Annotated in this window: 23 protein-coding genes and 1 pseudogene; 11 read left to right on the top strand and 13 right to left on the bottom strand. The window is 44.0% G+C overall.

The window, feature by feature from the left end:
- Positions 1-241 precede the first annotated feature (241 nt).
- Entirely contained in the window at positions 242-1,057 is an 816-nt protein-coding gene (locus OCV56_RS23935) for a phosphate ABC transporter substrate-binding protein (protein WP_086712872.1), read from the top strand.
- 126 nt (positions 1,058-1,183) lie between these two features.
- Here OCV56_RS23935 and OCV56_RS23930 read toward each other — a convergent pair whose 3' ends face one another.
- From OCV56_RS23930 to OCV56_RS23920, 3 genes are all read right to left on the bottom strand, one after another.
- Positions 1,184-1,870: a MaoC family dehydratase gene (locus OCV56_RS23930; protein WP_086712871.1), complete on the bottom strand. Its 687-nt coding sequence runs from the start codon at positions 1,868-1,870 to the stop codon at positions 1,184-1,186.
- A gap of 333 nt (positions 1,871-2,203) precedes the next feature.
- Positions 2,204-5,356: an efflux RND transporter permease subunit gene (locus OCV56_RS23925; protein WP_086712870.1), complete on the bottom strand. Its 3,153-nt coding sequence runs from the start codon at positions 5,354-5,356 to the stop codon at positions 2,204-2,206.
- Positions 5,357-5,367: 11 nt separating this feature from the next.
- Positions 5,368-6,504 (bottom strand): efflux RND transporter periplasmic adaptor subunit, encoded by a 1,137-nt coding sequence (locus OCV56_RS23920; protein ID WP_086712869.1) that lies wholly within the window; start codon positions 6,502-6,504, stop codon positions 5,368-5,370.
- Positions 6,505-6,763: 259 nt separating this feature from the next.
- Here OCV56_RS23920 and OCV56_RS23915 point away from each other — a divergent pair, with 259 nt between their 5' ends.
- Positions 6,764-7,207, top strand: a complete 444-nt coding sequence (locus tag OCV56_RS23915; RefSeq protein ID WP_004737813.1) for a dCMP deaminase family protein — start codon at positions 6,764-6,766, stop codon at positions 7,205-7,207.
- A gap of 120 nt (positions 7,208-7,327) precedes the next feature.
- Here the strand turns inward: OCV56_RS23915 and OCV56_RS23910 are convergent, their stop codons facing one another.
- The 3 genes from OCV56_RS23910 to pepT form a co-directional block, all read right to left on the bottom strand.
- Positions 7,328-8,170 (bottom strand): mechanosensitive ion channel family protein, encoded by an 843-nt coding sequence (locus OCV56_RS23910; protein WP_086712868.1) that lies wholly within the window; start codon positions 8,168-8,170, stop codon positions 7,328-7,330.
- 122 nt (positions 8,171-8,292) lie between these two features.
- The gene (locus tag OCV56_RS23905; protein ID WP_086712867.1) at positions 8,293-8,760 is read right to left on the bottom strand and encodes a DM13 domain-containing protein; all 468 of its coding nucleotides are present in this window, start codon (positions 8,758-8,760) and stop codon (positions 8,293-8,295) included.
- 76 nt (positions 8,761-8,836) lie between these two features.
- Complete coding sequence (gene pepT, locus OCV56_RS23900) at positions 8,837-10,069, bottom strand: peptidase T (RefSeq protein WP_086712866.1); 1,233 nt, start codon at positions 10,067-10,069, stop codon at positions 8,837-8,839.
- A 337-nt stretch (positions 10,070-10,406) separates the two neighbouring features.
- Here pepT and OCV56_RS23895 point away from each other — a divergent pair, with 337 nt between their 5' ends.
- From OCV56_RS23895 to OCV56_RS23885, 3 genes are all read left to right on the top strand, one after another.
- Positions 10,407-10,553: a hypothetical protein gene (locus OCV56_RS23895; RefSeq protein ID WP_167373160.1), complete on the top strand. Its 147-nt coding sequence runs from the start codon at positions 10,407-10,409 to the stop codon at positions 10,551-10,553.
- Positions 10,554-10,882: 329 nt separating this feature from the next.
- Positions 10,883-11,935, top strand: a complete 1,053-nt coding sequence (locus OCV56_RS23890; protein WP_086712865.1) for an aldo/keto reductase — start codon at positions 10,883-10,885, stop codon at positions 11,933-11,935.
- Between the two features lie 184 nt (positions 11,936-12,119).
- Positions 12,120-12,854 (top strand): RNA methyltransferase, encoded by a 735-nt coding sequence (locus OCV56_RS23885; RefSeq protein ID WP_086712864.1) that lies wholly within the window; start codon positions 12,120-12,122, stop codon positions 12,852-12,854.
- A 97-nt stretch (positions 12,855-12,951) separates the two neighbouring features.
- Here the strand turns inward: OCV56_RS23885 and fdxA are convergent, their stop codons facing one another.
- Complete coding sequence (fdxA, locus tag OCV56_RS23880) at positions 12,952-13,275, bottom strand: ferredoxin FdxA (RefSeq protein ID WP_050650887.1); 324 nt, start codon at positions 13,273-13,275, stop codon at positions 12,952-12,954.
- 254 nt (positions 13,276-13,529) lie between these two features.
- Here fdxA and OCV56_RS23875 point away from each other — a divergent pair, with 254 nt between their 5' ends.
- On the top strand, positions 13,530-15,161 hold the full coding sequence (locus OCV56_RS23875) for an NAD(P)/FAD-dependent oxidoreductase (RefSeq protein WP_017631335.1): 1,632 nt from the start codon (positions 13,530-13,532) through the stop codon (positions 15,159-15,161).
- An 81-nt stretch (positions 15,162-15,242) separates the two neighbouring features.
- Here the strand turns inward: OCV56_RS23875 and bluB are convergent, their stop codons facing one another.
- On the bottom strand, positions 15,243-15,911 hold the full coding sequence (gene bluB, locus OCV56_RS23870; RefSeq protein ID WP_086712863.1) for a 5,6-dimethylbenzimidazole synthase: 669 nt from the start codon (positions 15,909-15,911) through the stop codon (positions 15,243-15,245).
- A 167-nt stretch (positions 15,912-16,078) separates the two neighbouring features.
- Between bluB and OCV56_RS23865 the strand changes: the two genes are divergently transcribed.
- From OCV56_RS23865 to OCV56_RS23855, 3 genes are all read left to right on the top strand, one after another.
- The gene (locus OCV56_RS23865; RefSeq protein ID WP_010431064.1) at positions 16,079-17,275 is read left to right on the top strand and encodes a DEAD/DEAH box helicase; all 1,197 of its coding nucleotides are present in this window, start codon (positions 16,079-16,081) and stop codon (positions 17,273-17,275) included.
- Positions 17,276-17,388: 113 nt separating this feature from the next.
- A complete protein-coding gene (locus tag OCV56_RS23860; RefSeq protein ID WP_086712862.1) occupies positions 17,389-17,793 on the top strand; it encodes a PPC domain-containing DNA-binding protein in 405 nt (134 codons plus the stop codon).
- Between the two features lie 67 nt (positions 17,794-17,860).
- A complete protein-coding gene (locus tag OCV56_RS23855) occupies positions 17,861-18,484 on the top strand; it encodes a 3'-5' exonuclease (protein ID WP_086712861.1) in 624 nt (207 codons plus the stop codon).
- Positions 18,485-18,569: 85 nt separating this feature from the next.
- On the opposite strand, the gene OCV56_RS23850 is transcribed toward OCV56_RS23855, so the two are convergent.
- Complete coding sequence (locus OCV56_RS23850) at positions 18,570-19,406, bottom strand: DUF6279 family lipoprotein (protein WP_086712860.1); 837 nt, start codon at positions 19,404-19,406, stop codon at positions 18,570-18,572.
- A gap of 284 nt (positions 19,407-19,690) precedes the next feature.
- Here OCV56_RS23850 and OCV56_RS23845 point away from each other — a divergent pair, with 284 nt between their 5' ends.
- Positions 19,691-19,864 (top strand): hypothetical protein, encoded by a 174-nt coding sequence (locus tag OCV56_RS23845; RefSeq protein WP_017630126.1) that lies wholly within the window; start codon positions 19,691-19,693, stop codon positions 19,862-19,864.
- A gap of 125 nt (positions 19,865-19,989) precedes the next feature.
- On the opposite strand, the gene dbpA is transcribed toward OCV56_RS23845, so the two are convergent.
- Positions 19,990-21,369 carry an ATP-dependent RNA helicase DbpA gene (gene dbpA / locus OCV56_RS23840; RefSeq protein WP_017064348.1) on the bottom strand — a complete coding sequence of 460 codons (1,380 nt, stop codon included), beginning with the start codon at positions 21,367-21,369 and terminating at the stop codon, positions 19,990-19,992.
- A gap of 189 nt (positions 21,370-21,558) precedes the next feature.
- Between dbpA and OCV56_RS23835 the strand changes: the two genes are divergently transcribed.
- Positions 21,559-22,233 carry a prepilin-type N-terminal cleavage/methylation domain-containing protein gene (locus OCV56_RS23835; protein WP_086712859.1) on the top strand — a complete coding sequence of 225 codons (675 nt, stop codon included), beginning with the start codon at positions 21,559-21,561 and terminating at the stop codon, positions 22,231-22,233.
- A gap of 97 nt (positions 22,234-22,330) precedes the next feature.
- Here OCV56_RS23835 and OCV56_RS23830 read toward each other — a convergent pair whose 3' ends face one another.
- From OCV56_RS23830 to OCV56_RS23820, 3 genes and pseudogenes are all read right to left on the bottom strand, one after another.
- Complete coding sequence (locus tag OCV56_RS23830; RefSeq protein ID WP_086712858.1) at positions 22,331-23,239, bottom strand: aldo/keto reductase; 909 nt, start codon at positions 23,237-23,239, stop codon at positions 22,331-22,333.
- 217 nt (positions 23,240-23,456) lie between these two features.
- Positions 23,457-24,044 carry a hypothetical protein gene (locus tag OCV56_RS23825; RefSeq protein WP_086712857.1) on the bottom strand — a complete coding sequence of 196 codons (588 nt, stop codon included), beginning with the start codon at positions 24,042-24,044 and terminating at the stop codon, positions 23,457-23,459.
- A 211-nt stretch (positions 24,045-24,255) separates the two neighbouring features.
- A pseudogene (locus tag OCV56_RS23820) lies at positions 24,256-24,360 on the bottom strand (PstS family phosphate ABC transporter substrate-binding protein); the annotation flags it as partial.
- Positions 24,361-24,462 lie beyond the last annotated feature (102 nt).

The following is a 24,462-nucleotide window of genomic DNA, read 5'->3' as shown; positions in this document are numbered from 1 at the left end:
AACTTCATAGAAACTTCTAAGTAGTGAATTCCTCTACTTAGCTTAGAACCCAACAAACATTTTAGCGAACAGGCACAAACAAAATACCCGCCTAGCTCTCAGAAACGAACCCTGCCTTAGTAAACCCAGTCAGCTTTCACTCATCGCGCCAATAGCTATACATCAAGCACATAGAATTTCACAAAAGTGTCATATAACCGCCCTATCATATGCGACAAATGTTATTAACTAGGAGTTGTTTATGTTACGAGTCGCGCTTGCCTCTCTTTTATCCTTAGCCCTGTCTTCTCATGTTGCTTTGGCACAAGAAACCACTATTTCGGGCTCCACTTCAGTATCACGAGTGATGGATGTTTTAGCTGAGGAGTACAATAAGACTCACCCTGATAACTATATTGCAGTTCAGGGCATTGGTTCTACAGCGGGTATTACCATGGTTAATAAAGGTGTCTCTGATATCGGTATGAGCTCGCGTTATTTAACCGACCGCGAACAGGACGAGAAACTGAAGGTATTTCCAATTGCCTTTGACGGCCTTGCAGTGGTAACTAACCGCTCAAACGCTGTAAGTAACGTTACTCGTGAGCAGTTATTCGATATCTACAAAGGCAAAATTACCAACTGGAAAGCGGTAGGCGGTGCGGATCAACCTATCGCAGTTGTGACTCGTGAAGCGTCTTCAGGCTCACGTTACAGCTTCGAAAGCCTGCTTGGTTTAACAAAAATCATTAATGACCGTCTAGTTTCTGACATCAACCCAAATAACTTGGTAGTGAACAGCAACAGCATGGTCAAGACGATTGTTAATCATAACCCGCATGCCATTGGTTTTATCTCTGTAGGTTCTATCGACCGTTCTATCAAGGCAATCACATTTGAAGGCGTAGAACCGACATCTAAGAACATTGCAAACCACAGTTACGAATTAGCTCGTCCATTCTTACTACTACACAAAACAGACTCTGTTTCTAAAGAGAGCAAAGACTTCATCAAGTTCGTGAAGTCAAAACAAGGACAAGATCTTATCGAAGAGTACGGCTACACACGCATTAAATAAGTGGAGCAGTTTATCGAGGTTATTAGCGATACTAATGACGTCAATTTGGTAGGACACAAACAAAAAGAGAGAGCATTACGCTCTCTCTTTTTTTGAATCTTTACAAGTCGCTTAGTTACAAGCCACTTAGAAGTGAAGTTGAATCACCGAAACGATAACCGCGCCAGGGCGACGAACACCTTCGATTTCTACGCGGATTTCGCGTTCTATCTCAAGGCCTTTCTTAATTGGCGTCACTTTTGTTAGCGTACTTTTAGCACGAACGTTGCTACCTGATTTCACAGGGTATGGGAAACGTACTTGGTTAAGACCAATGTTTACAACCATCTTCGCTGTTGGGAATTGAGACTTGTCAGGATCAACACTATCAGTTAATCGAGGAAGCAGAGATAAAGTTAAAAAACCATGTGCAATGGTTGTTTTGAACGGAGAGTCTGTTTCCGCTTTTTCAGGCTCTGTGTGGATCCACTGCATGTCTTCAGTAACAAGGCCGAACTGGTTAATGCGGTCTTGACTTACATTGATCCAGTCACCAGTATGGATAACTTCACCGATCTGCTGATTAAGCTCATCAAACACAAGCTGTGCTTCTGGCTTAAGTACGATCGGTTGTTCCACCGGCATCTCTGGTGCATCTTCATTAACAGCAGGTTTGTGGTGATCACGAACCCACGCAAAGAAATGGCTATTTTGCGTACGATTCAGAAAGTCGCCCCAGTACTCTCTAAGAGCTGGAGACATCCATTGCATAAACTCTGAGTGTTGCGAAGACATGCTGTCGCCTCGGTGTTTAAATAAATCAATGACCTTCATAAGAACCTCAATGCACAAAAAATTTCAATATAACTTCGTAATTTTGAAACACTTCACACTATTGTGCAAATGTTTTCGAGCATACACACGTTAGCTGAACCTTACTATCTTTATAATAAACAGACACTTACTAATAAAACATCATTTTATTACAAAACCCAATTTAGAGTGCTAGCTCTATCACATAATAAACATTTGATTATATAAATAGCGTTTTTATTCACAAGTGGAATAAAAAAGGCTTAGCGCAATGCTAAGCCTCAGTTTTTATAAGGAATTAATTTCCCAAGGGGTGGTCTTGTAAGTGATTAATCTTAGAAGAAGCTCCGCTCCCTATTCGTCATCAAGCGGAACCAATTTGGTATTACCGCCGTGTGCTTTCTCACGCTTGCGCTGCACAAATGCATAGAAGCCTGGGATTAGGAACGTACCCGCCAGTAACACACATAACAGTCCGCCAATCAGTGAAATACCTAAAGAGTTCTGACTCACGTGACCTGCACCCGCTGCAAAGATAAGCGGGAAGATACCTAAGATGAACGACCAAGACGTCATGTTCACAGCACGGAAACGTAGTGTACCTCCCTTCACTGCCGCATCTTCGATTGGTGCATCTTTCTCTTCACGCTCAACTTTCGCGAATTCCACAATCAAGATTGCGTTCTTCGCGGCCAAGGCTATCAAGAGAACCAAACCAATTTGTGCATAAAGGTTCAGCGGTGTGCCAGTAAGGTTCAATGCTAAGAAGGAGCCTAAAGTTGCGACCGGTACTACCAAGATAATGGCAATCGGTATGGTCCAACTCTCGTACTGAGCCACCATGAATAAGTAGATGAAGATCAGTGCCAATGCGAACGCAAAAATTGCTTGGTTACCTGCGAGTACTTCTTGGTAAGCCATGCCTGTCCATTCGTACTGATAACCCTGAGGTAAGACTTCTGCGGCTACACGCTCCATAGCTGCAATCGCATCACCACTCGAGTAACCCGGTGCTGGTTGGCCTTGAATCACGGCACTGCGGTACATGTTGTAACGCCATGCTACATCCGGTTCAAAGATCTGGTCGTAAGTAACAAGCGTACTTAGCGGGATCATCTCACCATTAGACGAACGCACGTGGAATCGTTGTAGATCATCCATGCTGCTACGGTGTTCACTGTCTGCTTGCATGGTTACGCGGAAGTTCTTACCAAACATGGTGAAATCGTTCACGTACAGAGAACCTAGATTACCTTGTAGGGTTTGGAAAATTTCCGACAGCGGAATACCAAGTTGTTGCGCTTTCTCACGGTCAATGTCGACATAGTAGTGCGGTACATTTGCACGGAAGGTACTAAATGTGTGTGAAATCTCAGGCTGTTTGGTCGCCTCAGCAATCACGTCATTCATAACCATCGCTAGGTCAGTACGGCTACGGCCTAATGTATCTTCGAGAACAAACTCAAAACCAGACGCCGCACCCATACCCGGTACCGCTGGAGGTCCCATGGCAAATACAATAGCTTGAGGCAGTTCTGTTGCTGCTCGACCATTAATACGCTGAGAAATAGCTTGCGCTGAATGCTGACCGTCCAGTGCGTTACGCATATCCCAATCGTGGAGTTTGATGAACATCGACGCACCATTCGATGCAGAAGCGCCCGTCATAAATGCGTAGCCGTTAACCAGTGTCACACCATCAACACCCGGCTCTTGCTCAACCATTTCTAGCAATTGCTCAGTCACATCTTCTGTACGAGACAGTGATGCCGCGTCAGGAAGCTGCACGTTAACCAGCAAAATACCTTTATCTTCTTGAGGCACGAACGCGGTAGACGTTGTTTTCGCGAAGTAAGTAACAGCCGCTAAAGCAACGACGAAGAAAGTGAACAGCAGTACGCCTTTCTTAACCAAGAAGCCAGCTATTTGACCGTATTTGTTAGTAACGGATTCTAGACCACGGTTAAACGCTTGGTACCAACGAGCTGTGTTACCACCGCCCTGCTTAAGAACCAATGAACATAATGCTGGTGATAACGTTAGTGCGTTGATAGAAGAGATAACAACGGCGATACAGATAGTCAGAGCGAACTGGCGATACATGATGCCGGTAATACCTGGCAGCATCGCTACTGGAATGAATACCGCTAACAGAACCAAGGTTGACGTAATGATCGGCCCCGTTACTTCTTTCATTGCAATGAGCGTGGCTTTACGTGGTGAGATGGTAGGGTCTTTAGCCATCGTGGTATCGACGTTTTCAATAACCAAGATCGCATCATCAACTACGATACCAATCGCCAATATCAAACCAAATAGGGTGACCGTGTTAATGGTAAAGCCCGTCATCTGCATGATGGCAAACGTACCGATCAAAGATACAGGGATCGCAACAACAGGAATCAAGGTTGCACGCGCACTACCTAAGAACAGGTATGTCACCGCGATAACCAGCAAAATAGCTTCAATTAAGGTTTTTACTACCCCTTTGATCGATTCAGCAACGAATACTGTGGTGTCATAACTCGCCTCGTAGGCAACGCCTTCAGGGAAGTTTTTGCTTAGGTTGTCGAGCATAGCCATTACTGCTTTACCACTTTCCAGCGCGTTAGCGTCCGACTGAAGTGACAGCGTTACGATCGAAGCATCTTGACCACGGTATTTACCATTACCATCGTAGAACTTTTTACCAAGCTCAACACGTGCAATATCTTTTAGGTAAACCGTTGAACCGTCTTGGTTTGCACGAAGTACAACATTTTCAAACTCATCAGCCGTTTCTAGTCGGCCTTTCGTTACCAAGTTGAACTGCACTTCTTGCGCATCGTTATAAGGTGCTGCTCCAATACGGCCTGCAGCGACTTGAACGTTCTGCTCCGCCAACGCGCGATTCACGTCAGAGGTGGTGATATTCAGGTTAGCCATTTTTTCAGGATCTAACCAAACACGCATCGCGTATTCACCACCACCCAAAACATTAACTTCACTAATGCCTTTTACACGAGCCAATTGGTCTTTAATGTTTAAGTTAACGTAGTTGATCAGGAACTGATCGTCGTACTCACCGTTTGGCGAATAGAAGTTCAATACCATCAAAAGGTCCGGTGAACGCTTTTTAACGGTGACACCCACCATTCTAACTTCTTGAGGAAGCTTCGATTCGATTTGAGCAACTCGGTTCTGAACGTTGACCTGAGCCATATCTGGATCAGTGCCAACATCAAAGGTCACGTTAAGGTTGTATGAACCATCATTAGCACTCTTAGAAGACATGTAGATCATATCTTCAACGCCGTTAACCGACGTTTCTATGGGGTCGGCTATCGCCTGTTCTACTACTTCAGCACTTGCACCTGTGTAGAATGCGGTAACACTAACAGAAGGCGGGCTGATTTTTGGATATTCCGCCACTGGCAAAATGGCGAGAGAGATCGCACCCGCCAGCGTTAAGATTATGGATATGACAAGGGCAAACTTAGGCCTTTGAATAAAGAAACGACTCAACATAAATAAGCCCCTTACTCAGCTTTTTCAGCAACAGGTTGAATGCGAACAGACATACCATTGCGCACACGCTGTAAGCCTTGAGTGATAACTGCGTCGTCCTTCTCTAGTCCAGAATGAACAATTACACCACCTTCAACTTGACGACCCATCTCAATGTTTCTACGCTCAGCCACTGGTGCCGCTTCGCCTTCAACTAGCACCATGACAAAATCGCCTTCAAGGTCGGTTTGAACCGCACGGCGAGGAATAGTCACAACATCAATAGATTGCTTCTCACGCAGATCAACACGAACGTGCTGGCCCGGAAGTAGTTGCTGGTCTGGGTTATCGGCTATCGCACGCATCGCTATCGTACCAGTGTTTAGATTAATACGGTTGCCCAAGAAATCGAGCTGACCTAGGTGTTCGAATGCTTCACCATTTTCAAGCATAATTTGCACTTCAACACGCTCACTGTCGCTACTGCCATCGCCTTCAATTCGGTCCATACCTAGCTCAATACGCTCACGCTCACTAATGCTAAAAGAGGCGTGAATTGGGTCTAGGCTAACCAAGGTTGTTAATACACCAGAAGACGGTGAAACCAGATCACCAGTACTTACTTTGCTGTCGCTAATACGGCCAGAGAAAGGCGCAATAATTTTAGTATGAGAAAGCTGAACGTTAGCGGCATTTAACTGAGCTTGGCCTGCTTCAAGTTGTGCTTGAGAGCCTAGCAAGTTTGCGGTTAATGCATCAAATTCTGATTGAGAGATACTGCCCTTAGGAAGTAGGTTCTTACCACGGTTGAAATCAAGTTCGGCTTTTTTAAGGTTTGCATTCGCTTGAGCAACAGACGCTTTTGCACTTGCGACTTCGGCTTCAAATGAAGATGGCTCAATGGAATAAAGTAATTGGCCCTTTTCGACCATTTGACCTTCATTGAAATGACGGCTTTGTAGATAGCCAGAAACCTGCGCCGTGATAGCCGTGTCTTCAACGGCTTCAATACGACCGATGTACGACTTACTTTGCTGGTGAGAAACGACGCTAACATCCTGTACAGCTACGAGAGGTAAAGGCGCTTGCTTGGCATTTTGAGCATCTTGCCCACATCCAGCAAGAATAAGAGAGCTTGCAAGAGCCGTAAGGATTAACTTTTTACGCATGGTTATACCGTCACTTATGAGAAATTGAACAGCATAAAAGTTACGTAACACAATTGCTTCAAATGTCCGAGGAATATCAATTATAACTCGCAAAAGTGTATCAATATGTTAATTGAAACCACGTGCTTATAAAGTAATTACAAACACGCTACAATTCCTAAGTAAATCAATATCTCAGCTTTTGTTCTCTATGGATATTGTCTAACATAATGTATTGTCAGGCAGATAAGCATTCACATTTAATTGTTAAGGAATTCTCATGATTTCAAAATGGGCTAAACGTTTCTATCAAATGGCGGAATTGGTCGGTTCTTGGAGTAAAGATCCTTCAACTCAAGTCGGCGCCGTAATCACTAAGCACAACCGTATTGTTTCCGTTGGTTTTAATGGCTACCCACATGGCGTGTCTGATAGTGCGGATACTGATGACAGAGAGATGAAGTACCTCAAGACACTTCACGCTGAAGAAAATGCGATCTTATTCGCTAAGCGTGATTTGGATAGTTGTGAAATCTGGGTGACTCATTTCCCTTGTCCAAACTGTGCGGCAAAAATCATCCAAACAGGTATTTCAGCGGTACATTGCCCAGAGCAAAGCGAAGATTTTCTTTCTCGCTGGGGCGACAAAATTAAAGTTAGCCAAGATATGTTTGAGCAAGCTGGTGTACAAGTGGATTGGCTGCCACTCGCAGATCTAGACTAATATCTAAGCTGAATTTCAGACACAAAAAAGCCGAGAGTAGATAGTATCGCTCTCAGCTTTCCTTTGTTTGGACTTATAGCTTGGACGCTATAATTTAGTCTTTATGGGGTGATGAGCAAACTAAGTGCTCGTTGGGAATGCTTCCGCGTACGCTTCCATAAAGTCTTTACGGATATCTTGCTCTAGATGAACCGCTTTCTCGGTCGGACAGAAGATCATAAAGTGCACTTCTTGCTCGCCTGTCGAACTGCTCGTGATATGAATGTGAGGCTCAGAACCCGGAAGATCAACGCCAGCGTGCTTTTCGATCACACCGTTGTAACGGCGGGCAACATCAATGAACTCTTCACAATGCTCTTCAATTTTCACAATAAGACCCGGCACCATAGGGTATAAGTTTACGAAGTCTTTTACCGTCACAAAAAAGTTATGATAAACATAGCGCTTCATGAAATTGAGGTTCTTTACCGGATACGTAAAGAACATGCTATTGGGCAGCGTGGCAGTCTTGCCAGTAAAGTGATATTGCCCATGATACAAATCGATTTCTTGAATCACGGTCGCCATCAAATTGTGTTCAATCACCTCACCACTGATTTTACCCACTTCAATCCAGTCACCGATTCGAAACGAGCGTGAACTCGCACGTTGAATCGAGCCAGTGAAACACAAGATGATCTCTTTCGAAGCCACGACTATCGCAACGGCAATCGCAGTCACAGACAGAGCAAACTCACTGATTTCAGATTTCCAGAGAATAAACAGCGTAATGACAATAATCGCAAAGGTGCCGTTTTTGGTACGAGACATCCAGTTACGTTGATCTTCGCTAAGGAAAGCGACATCACCTCTAATGCGAGACAAGGTGATTCGGCGAATGATTAAAATAAGACTGATAATCAGCGCACTAAAAATAAACTTATGAGCGAGTAGGAAATCTATTACTTGCCACACTTTTTCCATTACTTATTCCTTAGCATTACAACAGTTAGCTTTAACAACAAAGCAGCCGAAAACTGCGCTATGAAAAAGCGCTCAATTCTAGAGCGCTTTTTTACGTGCCTAAATCAGCTTAGCTAAGGCTATCACTTTATCTGGGCAGAAGTAATAAATTGGCCAAAAGTTTCACACCAAATCACAACGGTATTAAATCGATTAAGATCAACACCTTCCGGAAGCTCAACCATAAATCGGTCGAATGTTTTCACATCTCCGACCCTGAGTAACTCGCTCTTGCTGTCATTGAAGGCTTGTTCAGTTTCAATAAACTTAGGAGAGAGATAAACCTTGTAGTCCGGACCCGGTGCCAGCTCGCCTTCAAACGCAATCGCACTTTCCGAAACCGAGACGATGCCCTCCCCCCAGTGCAAGAAATCACTGTCTTGGCGATCTTTGCTGAATTCGCCCGTATAAATAGCTTGCTCTGAGATAGCTTCAACTGAACTCGAAGATGGAGAATCAGGCTCAATCAAGATAGGCAATGCATAAACACCAAGCCCAAAACCAACAGCACCCACGGCTAAGTGGGTGCAAAGTAAAACTAACTTTTTCATCGCGTACTCCCTTATGCTTAAAGAGAGTATTATTGAATACTCTCAAAAATACAAAGAGATATCGCGCTAAAGGCTGCTATTTTTGGTAGTGAGCGGCTGTACGTTGCGACAACTCAACAATCACTTTTACCGCTTGTTCCATACCCTGAATGGTAATGAACTCATGAATACCGTGGAAGTTGTAGCCACCAGTAAAGATATTCGGGCATGGTAACCCCATAAATGACAAGCGAGCACCGTCTGTACCACCTCGGATCGGTTTGATCATTGGTTCAACATCGCACTCAATCATCGCTTGCTTCGCCAACTCAATAATGTGTTGGTGCGGTTCAACCATCTCTTTCATGTTGAAGTAGCTGTCTGTTAGCACTAACTCAACACGACCTTTCTCTAGGCGTTCGTTTAGTTCATCCACTTTCTGTTGCATGAACCCCTTACGCGCTTCTACACCTTCACGTTCAAAATCACGGATAATATAACCCAATTCAGAACGAGCAACGCCCATTTCAGCCGATTTCAGGTGGTAGAAACCTTCATAGCCTTCTGTGCATTCCGGTGTTTCTTGCGCTGGCATCATCAATTGGAATTGCGCAGCGATATTCATCGAGTTCACCATTTTACCCTTTGCTGTACCCGGGTGAACGTTTACGCCGTGGCAAATAACATCAGCACTTGTTGCATTGAAGTTCTCAAATTCCAACTCGCCGACAGGACCACCATCAATGGTGTACGCCCACTCGGCGCCAAATCTTTCAACATCAAACAGGTTCGCACCTCGGCCAATCTCTTCATCTGGCGTGAAACCAATGCAAATGTCACCGTGTTTGATGTCTGGATTCGCTTTCAGGTAAGCAATCGCACTGATGATTTCAGCGATGCCTGCTTTGTTGTCAGCACCAAGCAGAGTTGTGCCATCAGTCGTGATAAGGTCGTGACCATGTAAAGAATCAAGGTCTGGGTATTGGCTAGGACTCAAACACTCGCCACTTTCACCTAATTCAATCGTTCCACCTTGGTAATCTTTAATCACCTGTGGTTTCACGTTCGCGCCTGATGCGTCAGGAGCAGTATCCATATGTGCGACAAAGCCAATCGCAGGTACCGGGTAATCGACGTTCGACGGCAGTTTCGCCATCAAATATCCATTTTCGTCCAAAGAAATATCAGTTAGCTCTAGTGCAATCAATTCTGACTTTAAGGCTTCAGCAAAAGTAATTTGACCCGGTGAACTTGGGCATTGCTGATTAGAAGGATCGGATTTGGTATCAAAAGTAACGTAATTCAGGAAACGTTCTACAAGCTTTTCCATAATTCATCTCACCATGGATTAAGTAATTGATTTACTGACCTAATTATTAGAAATATTGTTAAATAAATACGTACGCAGAGTCAGTAGCGAGTTTTTTCATCTTACGCCCCTGACCATGTATGTATTTGCTCTAAATCATTATTGGGCGAAATTAAATGAGCTTCCTATACTTGAAAACAGAGGGCTTCGTCAGTTCCACCTTACACAAGGATGATAAACGATGACTTTGTACGCATTCTACGCCCTTCGCTCTCAGCCTAAAAAAAGTACAAAGTGGATGATGATCACAGTTTATCCTTGATGCAGAATCTGTCAGACGTTACACGGAGACACAGTTATGACGATTAATAAATATTTCATTTTCTCTCCTCAAGCCTCTGAGGAACAACTTCAACCAGTATTAACTGAGAAAGAAGTTCAAAGGCAGGAAGCTCTAAGACAGGCGCAGACCCAGGGTGGGTTAGATACAAATGCGACCTCGTAACTCAAGTAATATCTAGCACTACTCAGACCCCCTATGAAAAAGCTCTATTCACTATCCTGTAGAGCTTTTTTATTCGCGAAGTATTTTCATCCCCCCAGCTTTAACCACTAAATTCATTCACCGTTTACCTCATAAGTTTTCACGAACGTATTTTTATATATGCTGCAGAAAGCTCGGCACTGAGAAATGACTCACTAAACTCCCCGATGCCATACCTTATCGTGTCATTTTGTGCTAATAATTTATATTCGTTTTCATTCCTCACTCGCCCTCTTTTCAAAACTATAATGCGAGCGCCAGAGAACCTAACCACAGGAATCCCGAATTCAATGGAATATTCAAAGCTAGGAAGTAGTCAAATTCCCGTTTCCCGTATCTGTCTTGGTAGCATGACTTGGGGGCTACAAAATACGCAACAGCAAGCCGACCAACAAATCGAATACGCATTAAGCCAAGGTATTAACTTTATCGATACTGCAGAAATGTACGCAGTTCCACCATCTCCAGATACCTATGGCAAAACAGAAGCAATTATTGGTAACTGGTTATCGCGTAACCCACAACGTCGACAAGAGTTGATCATTGCGAGCAAAATAGCCGGGCCTGGGCTTCCTTGGGTTCGTAACGGTGGCCCTATCACAGGTGAAGCGGTCATCGCCGCGGTTGATGCATCATTAAAGCGCTTGCAAACGGATTATATCGATTTGTACCAACTTCATTGGCCAAACCGCACGACACCACACTTCGGTAAACATTTTCCAAATCAGATTCATTTCAGCGACATCGATCGACAGCAGCATGAAGCTGAAATGTTGGAGATTTTACAAGCTCTAGCGAGCTGTATTAAAGCAGGAAAAATCCGCCATGTTGGCCTATCTGATGACAGTACTTGGGGCATTAACACTTACCTTAAGTTAGCCGAAAAACATGATTTACCGCGTATGGTCTCTATCCAGAATGAATTCAGCCTCCTGCACACCAAAGATTGGCCTTATTTGATTGAGAACTGTGTACATGAAGATGTCGCTTATCTGCCGTGGTCACCTTTGGCTGCCGGTATGCTAAGTGGTAAATACATTGATGGTGCAAGGCCGGAAGGTAGTCGCTGGACTTACATGCAGCGTAAAGGCATTTTCCGCGACACTGAATCTGCCAATGAAGCAGTGAAAGGGTATGTTGAAGTGGCAAATGCTCATGGATTCACACCGAGTCAACTGGCATTAGCGTGGTGTAACCAAGTCGACGGTGTTACCTCGACCATTATCGGCGCCACCACCATGGAACAGTTGAAAGAAAACGTGGCAGCGTTCAGTAAGCCGCTGTCTGAAGAGATCCTTACCGATATCAACGCTGTCTTTAAACGCTATCCTGTGCCGTATTAATCTTTGGTTGAGCTATACCTGCTCTGTTCAGCTTGAGTAAATCCTATAAGAGCGCGCTATTTAGTGCGCTTTTCTTTTTTAAGTGGGTCTCTTTTACTTGTTATGTGGATCGCATTGAGTCATCACGCTTTTGGTTATCCAACCTTTGCTCTATAATGCGCGGGCTTATATCTAGGATAAAAACATGATTTCAAAAAACCAATTAAAACTCCTTCGTGCTTTGGGCCAAAAGAAACAACGTAAAGCCCACGGCCTGTTTCTAGTTCAAGGTGAAAAGAACGTTCTTGAGCTGTTCAATAGTGACTTAGTCGTAAAAAACGTCTTTGCGACTGCGGATTTCCTATCAGAAAATCACGCATCACTGATTGAGTTTGATTGTGTAGAAGCTTCGCTAGACGATCTAACCAAAGCAAGTACTTTGGTTAGTAACAATGCCGCAATTGCCGTGGTTGAGATCCCGAAGGTTGAATTACCAGAAGCGACAGGTTTGATGATCGCACTTGATGGCGTTTCAGACCCAGGTAACCTAGGTACGATTATTCGCGTAGCCGACTGGTATGGCATCAAACATATCGTTGCGAGCAGCGATTGCGCAGACCCATACAACCCTAAAACCATCAGTGCGACTATGGGTAGCTTTGGTCGAGTGCACGTTAGCCAAACGGATTTGCCAACATATTTAGAGCAAGCGAACCTACCTGTTTACGGCGCGTTTTTAGAAGGTGAAAGCGTTCATAAGACTGACTTCACTGCCAACGGTATTTTGCTGATGGGCAGCGAGTCTCACGGTATCCGTGAACATGCGGCTAAATACGTGACTGACAAGATTACGATTCCAGCATTCGGTGGCGCAGAATCTTTAAACGTAGCAATGGCGACAGGTATCATCCTCGACAACATGCGCCGTCAGCATAGCTAGGTCTCATAAGCTAACGATCCAGTTGATAGTGTTCAGATATTAAAAAAGGCGTATTGATTAAATCAGTACGCCTTTTTATTTGAGTTCTTTTCAACAATTACTTTTCTAGCATTGCCAACTTATCAGCGACACCATTCCACTTTTCAGCTTCATCCATCGGTGCTTTGACTTCCGTTTGCACTGGCCAGATCTCGGCAAGCTCGGCATTCACTTCAATGAAGATTTTTTGATCTTCTGGCAGCTCGTCTTCTTGGAAGATCGCTTGAGCATCACATTCAGGTACACATAAACCACAATCGATGCATTCGATCGGGTTAATTACCATGAAATTCGGGCCTTCATGGAACGCATCTGCGGGGCACACGGCCACACAGTCTGTGTATTTACATTGAATACAATTATCGCCTACGACAAATGCCATGATGCTCTGCTCTATATGTTAGTCAAAATTGAAGAATGGGGATAATACTCATCCCAAAGCAAAATTCAACATCATACGGCTCTAATATCGTGTCTATTTGCTCCATGTTTCCAAATTAGTATGACAGATAAATCAATTTCTCGTAAAATGCGCGCCATTGTGAGCTTATCGCTTCTTTCAACATCAGCGTTTTCATCAAACTCTGTGTTTAGAAGTGGTCTAGCTAAGACACCTATAAAAAACGAGACATCTAAATGATACGTTTAACCGAAATTAAACTTCCACTAGACCACGAAGAGTCTGCCATTCAAGACGCGATTGAAGCGAAGCTTGGTATTAACTCTGATCAGGTACTTTCTTTTAATATCTTTAAACGTGGCTACGATGCTCGTAAGAAATCGAAGATCCTACTTATCTACACGCTAGATGTTCTCGTTGAAAACGAAGCTGAGCTGCTAGAGCAATTCATCAGCGACCCGCACGTAAAAGTTACTCCAGACATGGAATACAAATTCGTTGCTAAAGCCGTTGAAAACCAAACTGAACGCCCTGTTGTTATCGGCTTTGGCCCTTGTGGTTTGTTCGCTGGTCTAGTGCTTGCTCAAATGGGCTTCAACCCAATCATCGTTGAACGTGGTAAAGAAGTTCGTGAACGTACTAAAGATACCTTTGGTTTCTGGCGTAAACGCACATTAAACACAGAATCAAACGTACAGTTTGGTGAAGGTGGCGCAGGTACGTTCTCTGACGGTAAGCTGTACAGCCAAGTTAAAGACCCAAAACACTACGGCCGTAAAGTAATCGAAGAGTTCGTTGCAGCTGGCGCACCAGAAGAAATTCTATACGTAAGCAAGCCGCACATCGGTACCTTCAAACTGGTTACCATGATCGAAAAGATGCGTGCTTCTATCATTGAACTAGGTGGCGAAATCCGCTTTAGCACTCGCGTAGACGACGTACACATGGAAGACGGTCAAATCACTGGCTTAACGCTTTCTAACGGTGAAGAGATTAAGTCTCGCCACGTTGTACTGGCTGTTGGCCACAGTGCTCGTGACACGTTCGAAATGCTACACGACCGTGGCGTTTACATGGAAGCAAAGCCTTTCTCTGTAGGTTTCCGTATCGAACACAAGCAATCAATGATTGATGAAGCTCGTTTCGGCAAGAATGCAGGCAACCCAATTCTAGGTGCGGCTGACTACAAACTGGTTCACCACTGTAAGAATGGCCGCACTGTATACAGCTTTTGTATGTGTCCTGGTGGTACTGTGGTTGCTGCAACCTCTGAAGAAGGCCGCGTTGTAACGAACGGTATGAGCCAATACTCTCGTGCAGAACGTAACGCAAACAGCGCAATCGTTGTTGGTATCGACCCAGAACGCGATTACCCAGGTGACGCACTGGCTGGTATCCGTTTACAACGAGAACTAGAAAGCGGTGCTTATGTTCTTGGTGGCGAAAACTACGATGCACCAGCACAGAAAATTGGCGACTTCCTGAAAGGCCGCGATCCAAGTGCCATCGGTGAAGTACAACCGTCTTTCACACCGGGTATCCACCTAACAGACATTTCAAAAGCGCTGCCTGATTTTGCTATCGAAGCGATTCGTGAAGCAATCCCAGCGTTCGAGAAGAAGATCAAAGGTTTCTCTACACCAGACGGCCTACTAACAGGTGTTGAGACTCGAACCTCTTCTCCTGTATGCATCAAGCGTGGCAAAGACTACCAAAGCATCAACCTTAAGGGCTTCTTCCCTGCAGGTGAAGGCGCAGGCTACGCAGGTGGTATCTTATCTGCTGGTATCGACGGTATTAAAGTCGCTGAAGCTTTAGCGCTGTCTATGGCAGAACAAAACCAAGCTGAGAAAATTGAGATCGCTTAAGGTCTCGGCTTAAAGCAAATATCAAAAAGGGCTCAATGAGCCCTTTTTTAGATCTTAATATCAGTGTTTCTGTTGAAGCAGTTACTTTTCATCAATCTGCAGCTGCTTAGGGTTCCACTTCCCTTCATGAATCGCTGAATTCACGTCTCTCCTTGGTAGCCAACCCATGGTTTCAAGTTCTGGTTTATCTTTGAAATGATCAACGTAGCCAATACATAAATACGCCACGATATCGATGTTTTCTGGGATATCTAATGCGTCTCGCAGTGTTGAGTCATGCAGGATACTCACCCATCCTAAACCTAGGTTTTCGGCTCTTGCCGCGAGCCACAGGTTTTGAACCGCGCAAACGGTGCTGTATAGATCCATCTCTTGTTTAATGGTTCTACCTAACACAACCTTTCCGGTTCGATTACGGTCGCAAGTCACACAGATACCGATAGGTGATTCGACGATACCTTCTAGCTTTAGACGCTTATACATCGCCTGCTTTTCATCGGTGAACATTTCCGCGGATTCTGCATGAGCCTGATTGAAACCCGCTTTGATCTGCTGTTTGGTTTCGATATCACGAACGACGACAAAATCCCAAGGCTGCATGAACCCCACACTGGGAGCATGGTGCGCTGCGGTTAGCACACGCATCAAAACGTCTTCTGGGATCTCATCAGGAAGAAACTGACCACGAACATCTCGGCGAGAAAAAATCGTTTTATATACTGCATCGCGTTCATTCGGCGTAATTTCCATACATCCCTGTCTTATCGTCGTCTTATTGAGCCAGTATTATCCAACTAAAGTGTCTATGTTACTAGCGGTACACAAGCAACATGGTAGAATGCCGCCATTAATCTTATCCTTGTATAAGATTGTTGAACCTTTCCATCGCTATTTAGCCAAATCATACCGAGAAACTTATGCCATTTTCCAAGCTTGGATTAAGCTCACCTATTGTTAAAGCCGTTGCAAAACAAGGCTATGAAAAGCCAACCTCTATTCAAGAAAAAGCAATTCCGATTGTACTTTCTGGTAAGAACCTTATTGCTGCTGCACAAACAGGTACAGGTAAAACTGCGAGCTTTGTTCTCCCTATCTTAGAAATGCTAAGTAAAGGTGAAACACAACGTAAAAAACGTATTCGTGCTGTTATTCTGACACCAACTCGTGAGCTTGCGATTCAAGTTGAACAGAACATTACTAAGTACGCGAAGTTCCTAAACCTAACATCATTAGCGATGTACGGTGGCGTGTCTTACCAGCACCAGAAAGATCGTCTTATTGAAGGCGTAGATATTCTTGTGGCAACACCAGGCCGTTTGATCGACATGTACGGGCAACGTGCCGTTCACTTTGATGAAGTCGAAGTACTGGTTCTTGATGAAGCCGACCGTATGCTAGACATGGGTTTCATTGAAGACATCAACAAGATCATCGCGCGTTTGCCACAAAACATTCAAAATTTGTTGTTCTCAGCAACGCTATCAACGCCAGTTCGTGCGCTAGCAAAAAGCGCAATCAGTGAAGCGGAAGAGATTTCTATCGCCAAAACTGACGCTTCTAAAGCAAACATCGAACAATGGTTGGTGACCGTCGATAAAGACCGTAAGTCTGCACTATTAAGCCACATGATCACTGACGGTGAGTGGGACCAAGCGCTTATCTTTATCGAGACCAAGCACGGTGCGGCTAAGTTGGTTGCTCAACTTGAAAAGCGTGGCATCCAAGCTGAAGCTTTCCACAGTGGACGTAGCCAAGCGATTCGTGAAAAGATTCTGGCTGACTTCAAGAAAGGTCGTCTAAAATATCTAGTTGCAACAGGTGTTGCTGCTCGTGGTATCGATATCGATAATCTAAGTCGCGTAGTGAACTACGACATCCCATTCCCAGCTGACGACTATGTTCACCGTATTGGTCGTACAGGCCGTGCTGATGCGTCTGGTGAAGCGATCTCTTTCCTATCGAAAGATAACTTCAAAAACCTGTGCATCATTGAAAAACGTCTTGGCCACTTGATTGAACGTCGCGTTGTTGAAGGTTTCGAACCACGCAAAGAAGTACCAATTTCAGTATTGAACTTCGTTCCTAAGAAGAAAAGAGAACAGCAACAAGACTAAGTAATTTCAGCTACAGAAAATGCGAAAGTCGCGTTAGCCAAAATAAAAATAAGACGAAGCCCAATGTGGCTTCGTTTTGTTCTTTGAAATACAAATAAAACTGAGGCAATAAGATGATCACTCCTATCGCAACGAGATTAACCCGAGGCCAAGATCTAAAGCTTGAACTCCAAAAGTTTGTGACAGCGCACAATATCTCTGCGGGCTCTGTCGCGTCTTGTGTCGGGTGTGTTTCTCAACTCAATATTCGTTTGGCTAATGCGAACAACACCAAGCTAATCACAGCTCCGTTCGAAATTGTGTCGCTTATGGCAACGCTAACCCCAAACCACCAGCATGTTCATATATCGGTTGCTGATGAAAATGGAAATGTGATTGGTGGGCATTTGCTTGAAGGGACGATTATCGCAACCACCGCTGAATTGATTGTTCACCGCTACGATACCTTGACCTTCAACAGAGAGCATGACGATTCGACGGGTTACACTGAGCTCACTATCAGCAACAACACGCAATAGATCGCCCTGTAGCAAGACTAAACGCTCCATATAAAGCGATACAACCCAATAGTAATTAGGAAACACGATGGCTCCAAACTCCGCAGACTCCGTTATCGTTCTCGATTTCGAAACCACAGGCTTATCACCAAACATGGGTGACCGAGCGATTGAAATCGGTGCGGTTAAATTAGTTAACGGCGAAGTCGTCGACACCTTCCAACAACTCATGAACCCAGGATTTCGTGTTAGTGGATTCATTGAAGGTTATACCGGAATCAGTAACCGTATGTTAAGCACAGCGGCCAGTTGTAGTGAAGTGATGGATGAGTTTGCAGACTTCATTCAAGACAGCCAACTTGTCGCTCACAATGCCTCATTTGATAAGCGCTTTCTTGATGCGGAATTAGATAATATTGGTCGCGATTACAATGGACAGTTTGCCTGCTCAATGCTGATTGCTCGTCGTCTAATCCAAGACGCGCCGACTCATAAGTTAGGCGACCTTGTGCGTTTCAAGAATATCGACAACGACGGTACTTTCCACAGAGCGTTAGCCGATTCAGAAATGACAGCTAGACTGTGGTTATTGATGATTGATGAACTACAAAGCGACCACGGTATTCAACAACCGAGCTTTCAACTGATGCAGAAAATATCTAAGACCGCTAAAGGCTCTATTGCAAAGCTGTTGATGAGTAATCGAGGTTAAAACCCTTACCATGCGATAATGTTTGAAAGGCTGATTAGTTTAACACGATCAGCCTTTTTAGTTATTAACGAAGCTTACTTGTCCCCTACTCCTGCAGCGTCACCAGTGTAGATTCGAGACTCTCTAATTCATTCATGAAATAAGACCATTGCTTATCACTACTGATTGCGGCGATATCCACCAAGAATTTGGCTGATGTCTGCATATTTTTATTAAGCTTAGATTCCAATTCGTCTGGATAATAAGCTTCATTATTCAGAAGCAAGTTCATAATAATTGGCTGAGCGATATGTAGATCACTCTTCTTTCCCATCAGTGTTGTGAGATCTTGGTAGGTATTATTTTGATATTGACGCCAGCTATCGTTGGTATTTACCCATTCTTGAGACCAAGTGAAAATAATCTGTTTTTGTTCTTTCGATACCGACCCTAGCCATCGTTCTAGCCTCTCTTCTATTCGATTTCGATATCGACCTCTGGAATCTTCGTCATTCAACGACAATCTTCCTTCGTAATAGTCTTGCTGCTTTTCTCTAAAGTTTTGTAAGAACTCACTATCTTGCTTAGGGCTCAATTGCATACTTAACGCGTAAACATCGGGGGCAAACTTATTGACGATAGCGCGAATATGATTTTTAATTTGTTCGCTCTGGTCAACGATAAAGGCAGAGTTCATATCAGCACGAGCAATACTTTGAATCACTTCTAATTGCGAAATATATAGAGGAAGTTGAGTTTCTTTATGCCAGACTTGCAATGAGTCTAGGCGGGCTTCTAGCTCGGACTCTTGACTATTAGATAACGAAACAAAGTCTTCGATATAACTAACCGCAAACCAACTGATATTGTTATAGGCGAATTTTGTCCCACATCCAGCAAATAGAAAGCACACCAATATCACTAACCAACGGCATTTTCTCATTACACCCTCTCACAACCCTTTACTGATCAGCGAACCTGTAAACAGCCTTATCAGATTCACTCTTGATCTTATAACATTAGCTATAAAAGCAGTTAATCGTAAAAACTTTAAGATAAATTGAGACTTCACCTTGCTAAACCGTCTATTTAGGCAAATGATTAAACTAAAAATAATTAACGGCAGTGATATAACTTGATTTTTATTACTCATTTGACGTAGTGCGAACCCTATAAAAGAAACGGGTCAGCGTATTTTTAAATGATTGATTATTTGGGAGGCAAGCTATGGCCGCTATTCCTGAGCACCCAAGCGATTTAGAATATGAGCTTTGTTATTTTGACGATGGTTCAATAACCACAATCACGATATTCGTTCACAATCGACAGGAAGCGATGAATTGGTATGTTAGCGAAGGAAAACATATCAACGATCTTTATTCGATAAGACCCGATGAATAATGCTTTAATATAGAGGACTAGGCCGATAAACCTAAAAGAAGAAACTTAAGTGACATTTTGCAGAATACCCTTTACTGCAATGTCATTAGTTATAACGCATCGCAGCAAAGGGATTCAGTCTCGAATTACTTCAGGATTCGGGCGCGGAATTGACGCCCCTTCATTTTACCTGATTCGATCTTGTTCAGTGCTTTCTTAGCGACAGAGCGCTCGACAGCAACGTAAGCGCGCATTGCGAACAAGTTGATCTTACCTACTGATTTACCATCAATACCACCTTGACCAGTCAATGCTCCAAGAATATCGCCAGCACGAAGCTTAGCTTTCTTACCGCCATCAATCTGAATGGTTACCATGTTTGAGTAGTACGGCTTAGCAATGGGTTTTGCTGGAAGCTCTGATGGCTCAATCGGCATATCCATGTACTCATCAATTTGAGCAACACGGTACATCTCTTTCTCGCTAAAGAAGCTGATAGCGACACCTTTACTTCCTGCACGGCCAGTACGACCAATGCGGTGTACGTGAACTTCAGGGTCGCGAGACAATTCAAAGTTAAATACAGCGTCTAGGTTATCAACATCAAGACCACGGGCCGCAACGTCTGTCGCAACTAGAATCGAGATCGTTTTGTTTGAGAACTGAACCAAAGCTTGGTCACGTTCACGCTGCTCCATGTCGCCATGAAGTTCGATAACGCTGAAACCACGGTGGCTTAGCTCATCGTTTACGTTCTGTACTTCTTTCTTAGTGTTACAGAACACAACCGCAGATTCCGGTTGGTGATGAAGTAGCAGCAACTCTAGGGCATCATCACGAGCTTCAGAACCTTCTAGCTTGTAGAAGTGTTGCTGGATGCTTGAGTGGTCGTGCGTTGACTCAACCTTCACCATTTCTGGGTTACGCATAATGCGATCTGCAACAGATTTGATCTGTTTAGGGAAAGTGGCACTGAATAGCAGAGTTTGGCGTTCTTTTGGCGCCGCTTCAATCACTGCATCCAAAGCGTCTTGGAAACCCATCTCTAGCATGCGGTCGGCTTCATCTAACACAAGTGTGTTCAGTTCAGACAGGTCAATGCGGCCTTTCTCTAGGTGGTCAAGAATACGACCAGGAGTGCCCACAAGAATGTGTGCGCCATGCTCTAGTGAACCAATCTGTGGGCCCATTGGCATACCGCCACATAGTGTCAGCACTTTAATATTGTGAATACCACGAGCAAGAGTACGGATCTCTTTTGCTACTTGGTCTGCAAGCTCACGAGTCGGACATAACACTAAAGACTGAACACGGAAACGCTTAACGCGTAGGTTCTGCAGCACGCCTAAACCAAAAGCAGCTGTTTTACCTGAACCCGTTTTGCCCTGACCGATAACGTCCTTGCCATTTAGGATAGTAGGAAGACTTAACGCTTGGATCGGCGTCATTTCAGTATAACCAAGAGAATCTAACGTATTTAGAAGCTCTGGTTTAAGGGCGATTGAAGAGAATTTTGAAGTGCTCAATGGAAATATCCAACTGGTGAAAAACAGAGTGCATTATGAGTGTTTTTGAAAATTATTCCACCTTAATCACAGTTTTGAAGAAACAAACAACCATAACAAATATTTATTAATTAGCAGTGTTAATTAATAATAAAATACGGGATACTATAAAGTAGTTAGAAACTCGTAAACTCCTTAGGATTCATCAGTATGAAAAAAACTTCGTGGCACAAAGGCTTCACACTATTAGAGCTAATCGTTGTCATTGTCATACTCGCCGTTATCGCTGCCATTGCTGCACCACGGTTTTTATCTATTGCTGATGATGCTAGAGAAGCGACTAGCCGAGCACTGTTTGACAACTTCCGCGCAGGTGCCGAGATCTATCAAGGAGCTTGTTTAGCGAGAGGTGGAGATGTCACTGAGCTACAAGGACAAAACACATCAGATTTCAATATTGATGGTATCTATTCTAACTTTTCAGGCAGCTGTTATCCTGTTCGCAACAGCAACGCAGGTGTTCGTAGAGACATCAACAATGCGAGAGGCTGTTACGAGCTTTTCCAAGACGTCGTCAACAGTGACCACTTCGAAGATATCAATTTTGGTAGCGGTGGTTGGAAAAATGGAGAAACGGTTAGCGAAAGCGAGTTGTTAGCAGCTCGTGATGCTGGCTATCAAGTCTACATCCATCAAAGATCGCAGTACTTTTCATACTGCCACTACTACAATATTGAAGCTGACTTAAGTAACGCACCTTATCTACTTTATAACGCAGTTGATGGAACCATGGTCTCGGGGACAAAGAACCTGTCGAACGGATTTAGTTGGGCTAGTGAGCTTCAAGAATACTCGGTAGCGACTCCCCCGCCATACAACAAATAACACTCTGATAACTCGCTACTCTTCAAAAAAACAGACTCACGTCAAAACAAAAAAGCCAGCTTTCATAGCTGGCTTTTTACTTACTGTGGGTTAGAGCTTATGGCACACCGTGACCTTTAGAAGCCACCCATACGCGGTACCACTGCTCACGAGTCAGTTCAATTTTCAGTGCATCAACGGCCGTCTTCACACGTTCAATCTTCCCTGAGCCAATAATCGCAATCGGATTAGACGGTAAACGGCGAACCCAAGCGTAAATCACTTGATCAATACTGTCTGCACCCACTTCTTTGCGAATCGCTTCTAGCTCATCACGAACGCGAATCGCTTGTGCTGAATCGCCACTAAAGATACTACCGCCACCCAGACAAGACCACGCCATTGGGCGAATGCGGTTCATCTGCAGTTGATCTAAAGTGCCGTCATGGGCAACTTCGAAGTTCAGTGGGTTAATTTCAACTTGGTTGGTGACTAATGGCTTACCAAGGCGAGATTGAAGCAGCTCGAACTGACGCGGTGAAAAGTTAGAAACACCAAAGTGCTTAACTTTACCGACCTTATGTAGCTCTGCGAACGCTTCTGCTACTTCATCGGCATCCATCAGTACGTCTGGGCGATGAATCAACAATACGTCGATATCGTTAACACCGAGGCGCTCTAGTGAGTTATTTACTGATTGGTAAATGTGGTGCGCGCTGGTGTCATAGTGATTGATCTTACGATCAGGAGTGTGGTTACCACACAAGTTGATATCGCACTTGGTGACGATTTGAATGTCATCACGAAGGCTTGGCTCAAGCGCTAATGCTTCACCAAACAACTTTTCACATTGGTAGTTACCGTAGATATCCGCGTGATCAACAGTTGTGATGCCAAGATCAATGTGCTGCTTAAGGAAGGTCAGGCGTTGTTGCGGGGTCATGCCCCACTCAGCTGTACGCCAGTATCCTTGCACCAACTCAGAAAGTTCTGGGCCTTGTGGCGCTGTCGTTACTCTTGCAACCATAGGTTGTCTCCTTTATCAATACTGAACGTATCCTAAGCTCGTTTTACCGAAGGCTCAACGTATAACAAATGGCAAAAGTAAACGCTTGCCAAAAATGTGAGAGCCACAGAAAAACGAACACTTAAATGAATAATAACTTGCTGTCTGCCCGTGAACCGTTATTCCAAAAGGCTTGTTCTCTCTAATGAATTACGAAAGCATCTATAAATTTGAGCAATTAAAAGCGATTTAGTTCAACCGTTAAGTTATCACCATCACTCTGTAACTGAACCCAAGGAGAAGACGAACTAGCAGACGATGAGTTAGGAACGTTCCATAAACTCACTTGATCGGATGAATGGTGTGGCGCATTAATAAATTCTACGAGCTGCTTATCTACCTCATCAAAACCAACGCCCTCACGTTTTGCGTGTTCGAGTTGAGCGACGACATCAAACTCATCTTCCCCAATACGAATTGAACTCAGAGCAAAGCCATCTTGACGAAGGAAAGCCTGAAGCTTGGTGTAACTTAAGTTTGAATATGGCAAGCTTAAGCGAACCACTTCAATACTTGATTCACCTAACTCCAGTTCAACATAAACATCCAGATCGTAATATTTGGTTTGGTCACTGCACAGCAGAGTGCCTTCTATGTCACCACAATCCATAAGATCGATATCGTTGATATAGTTTTGAGCACTTGGCTGATCTGAACTTGTGTTGAATACCGTTCGCAGCCACCAGCTTTCGGTTGCTTGTGCGGAGAATGCAATTGCATTCAAAACCAGTAACAAAGGTAGGGTTGAGGCAGGAAAAGTTCTCATTAATTGTGCTTATTTCGTGCGATAAGAACCGTCCATTATACGCGACCGATCAGTAAACAAACCCCTGAACCACAAATTTCAGGCGAAAAAAAACGGGCATACATGCCCGCTAGATAAATTCTATCGCCGAATAACGTAATCCGTCACGTTGAGAACCATTACGGAACTAACAATACCATTCCGATGATTCATATACAACACATCATACCCATTATTTATAGCCACCTTCTATTGCTGGCTCTTCAAGCGATAGTCTTACTTTATTACGTTGAATGGCTTCTGGCGGCAAACTGATGAAGCCGTATTGGTTCAGCACGCTTGATCTTACGTATAACTTCTATGCCGTTATACGTAACGTCACAAAATACATTTGGTGAATGTGTCATAATGTTGAAATTACTGGTTAATTTTCAAGGAA

Origin of the sequence: Vibrio gigantis (assembly GCF_024347515.1) — a bacterium.
In the GTDB taxonomy this organism is placed as follows: domain Bacteria; phylum Pseudomonadota; class Gammaproteobacteria; order Enterobacterales; family Vibrionaceae; genus Vibrio; species Vibrio gigantis.
This window is presented reverse-complemented; position numbering and strand designations above follow the sequence as displayed.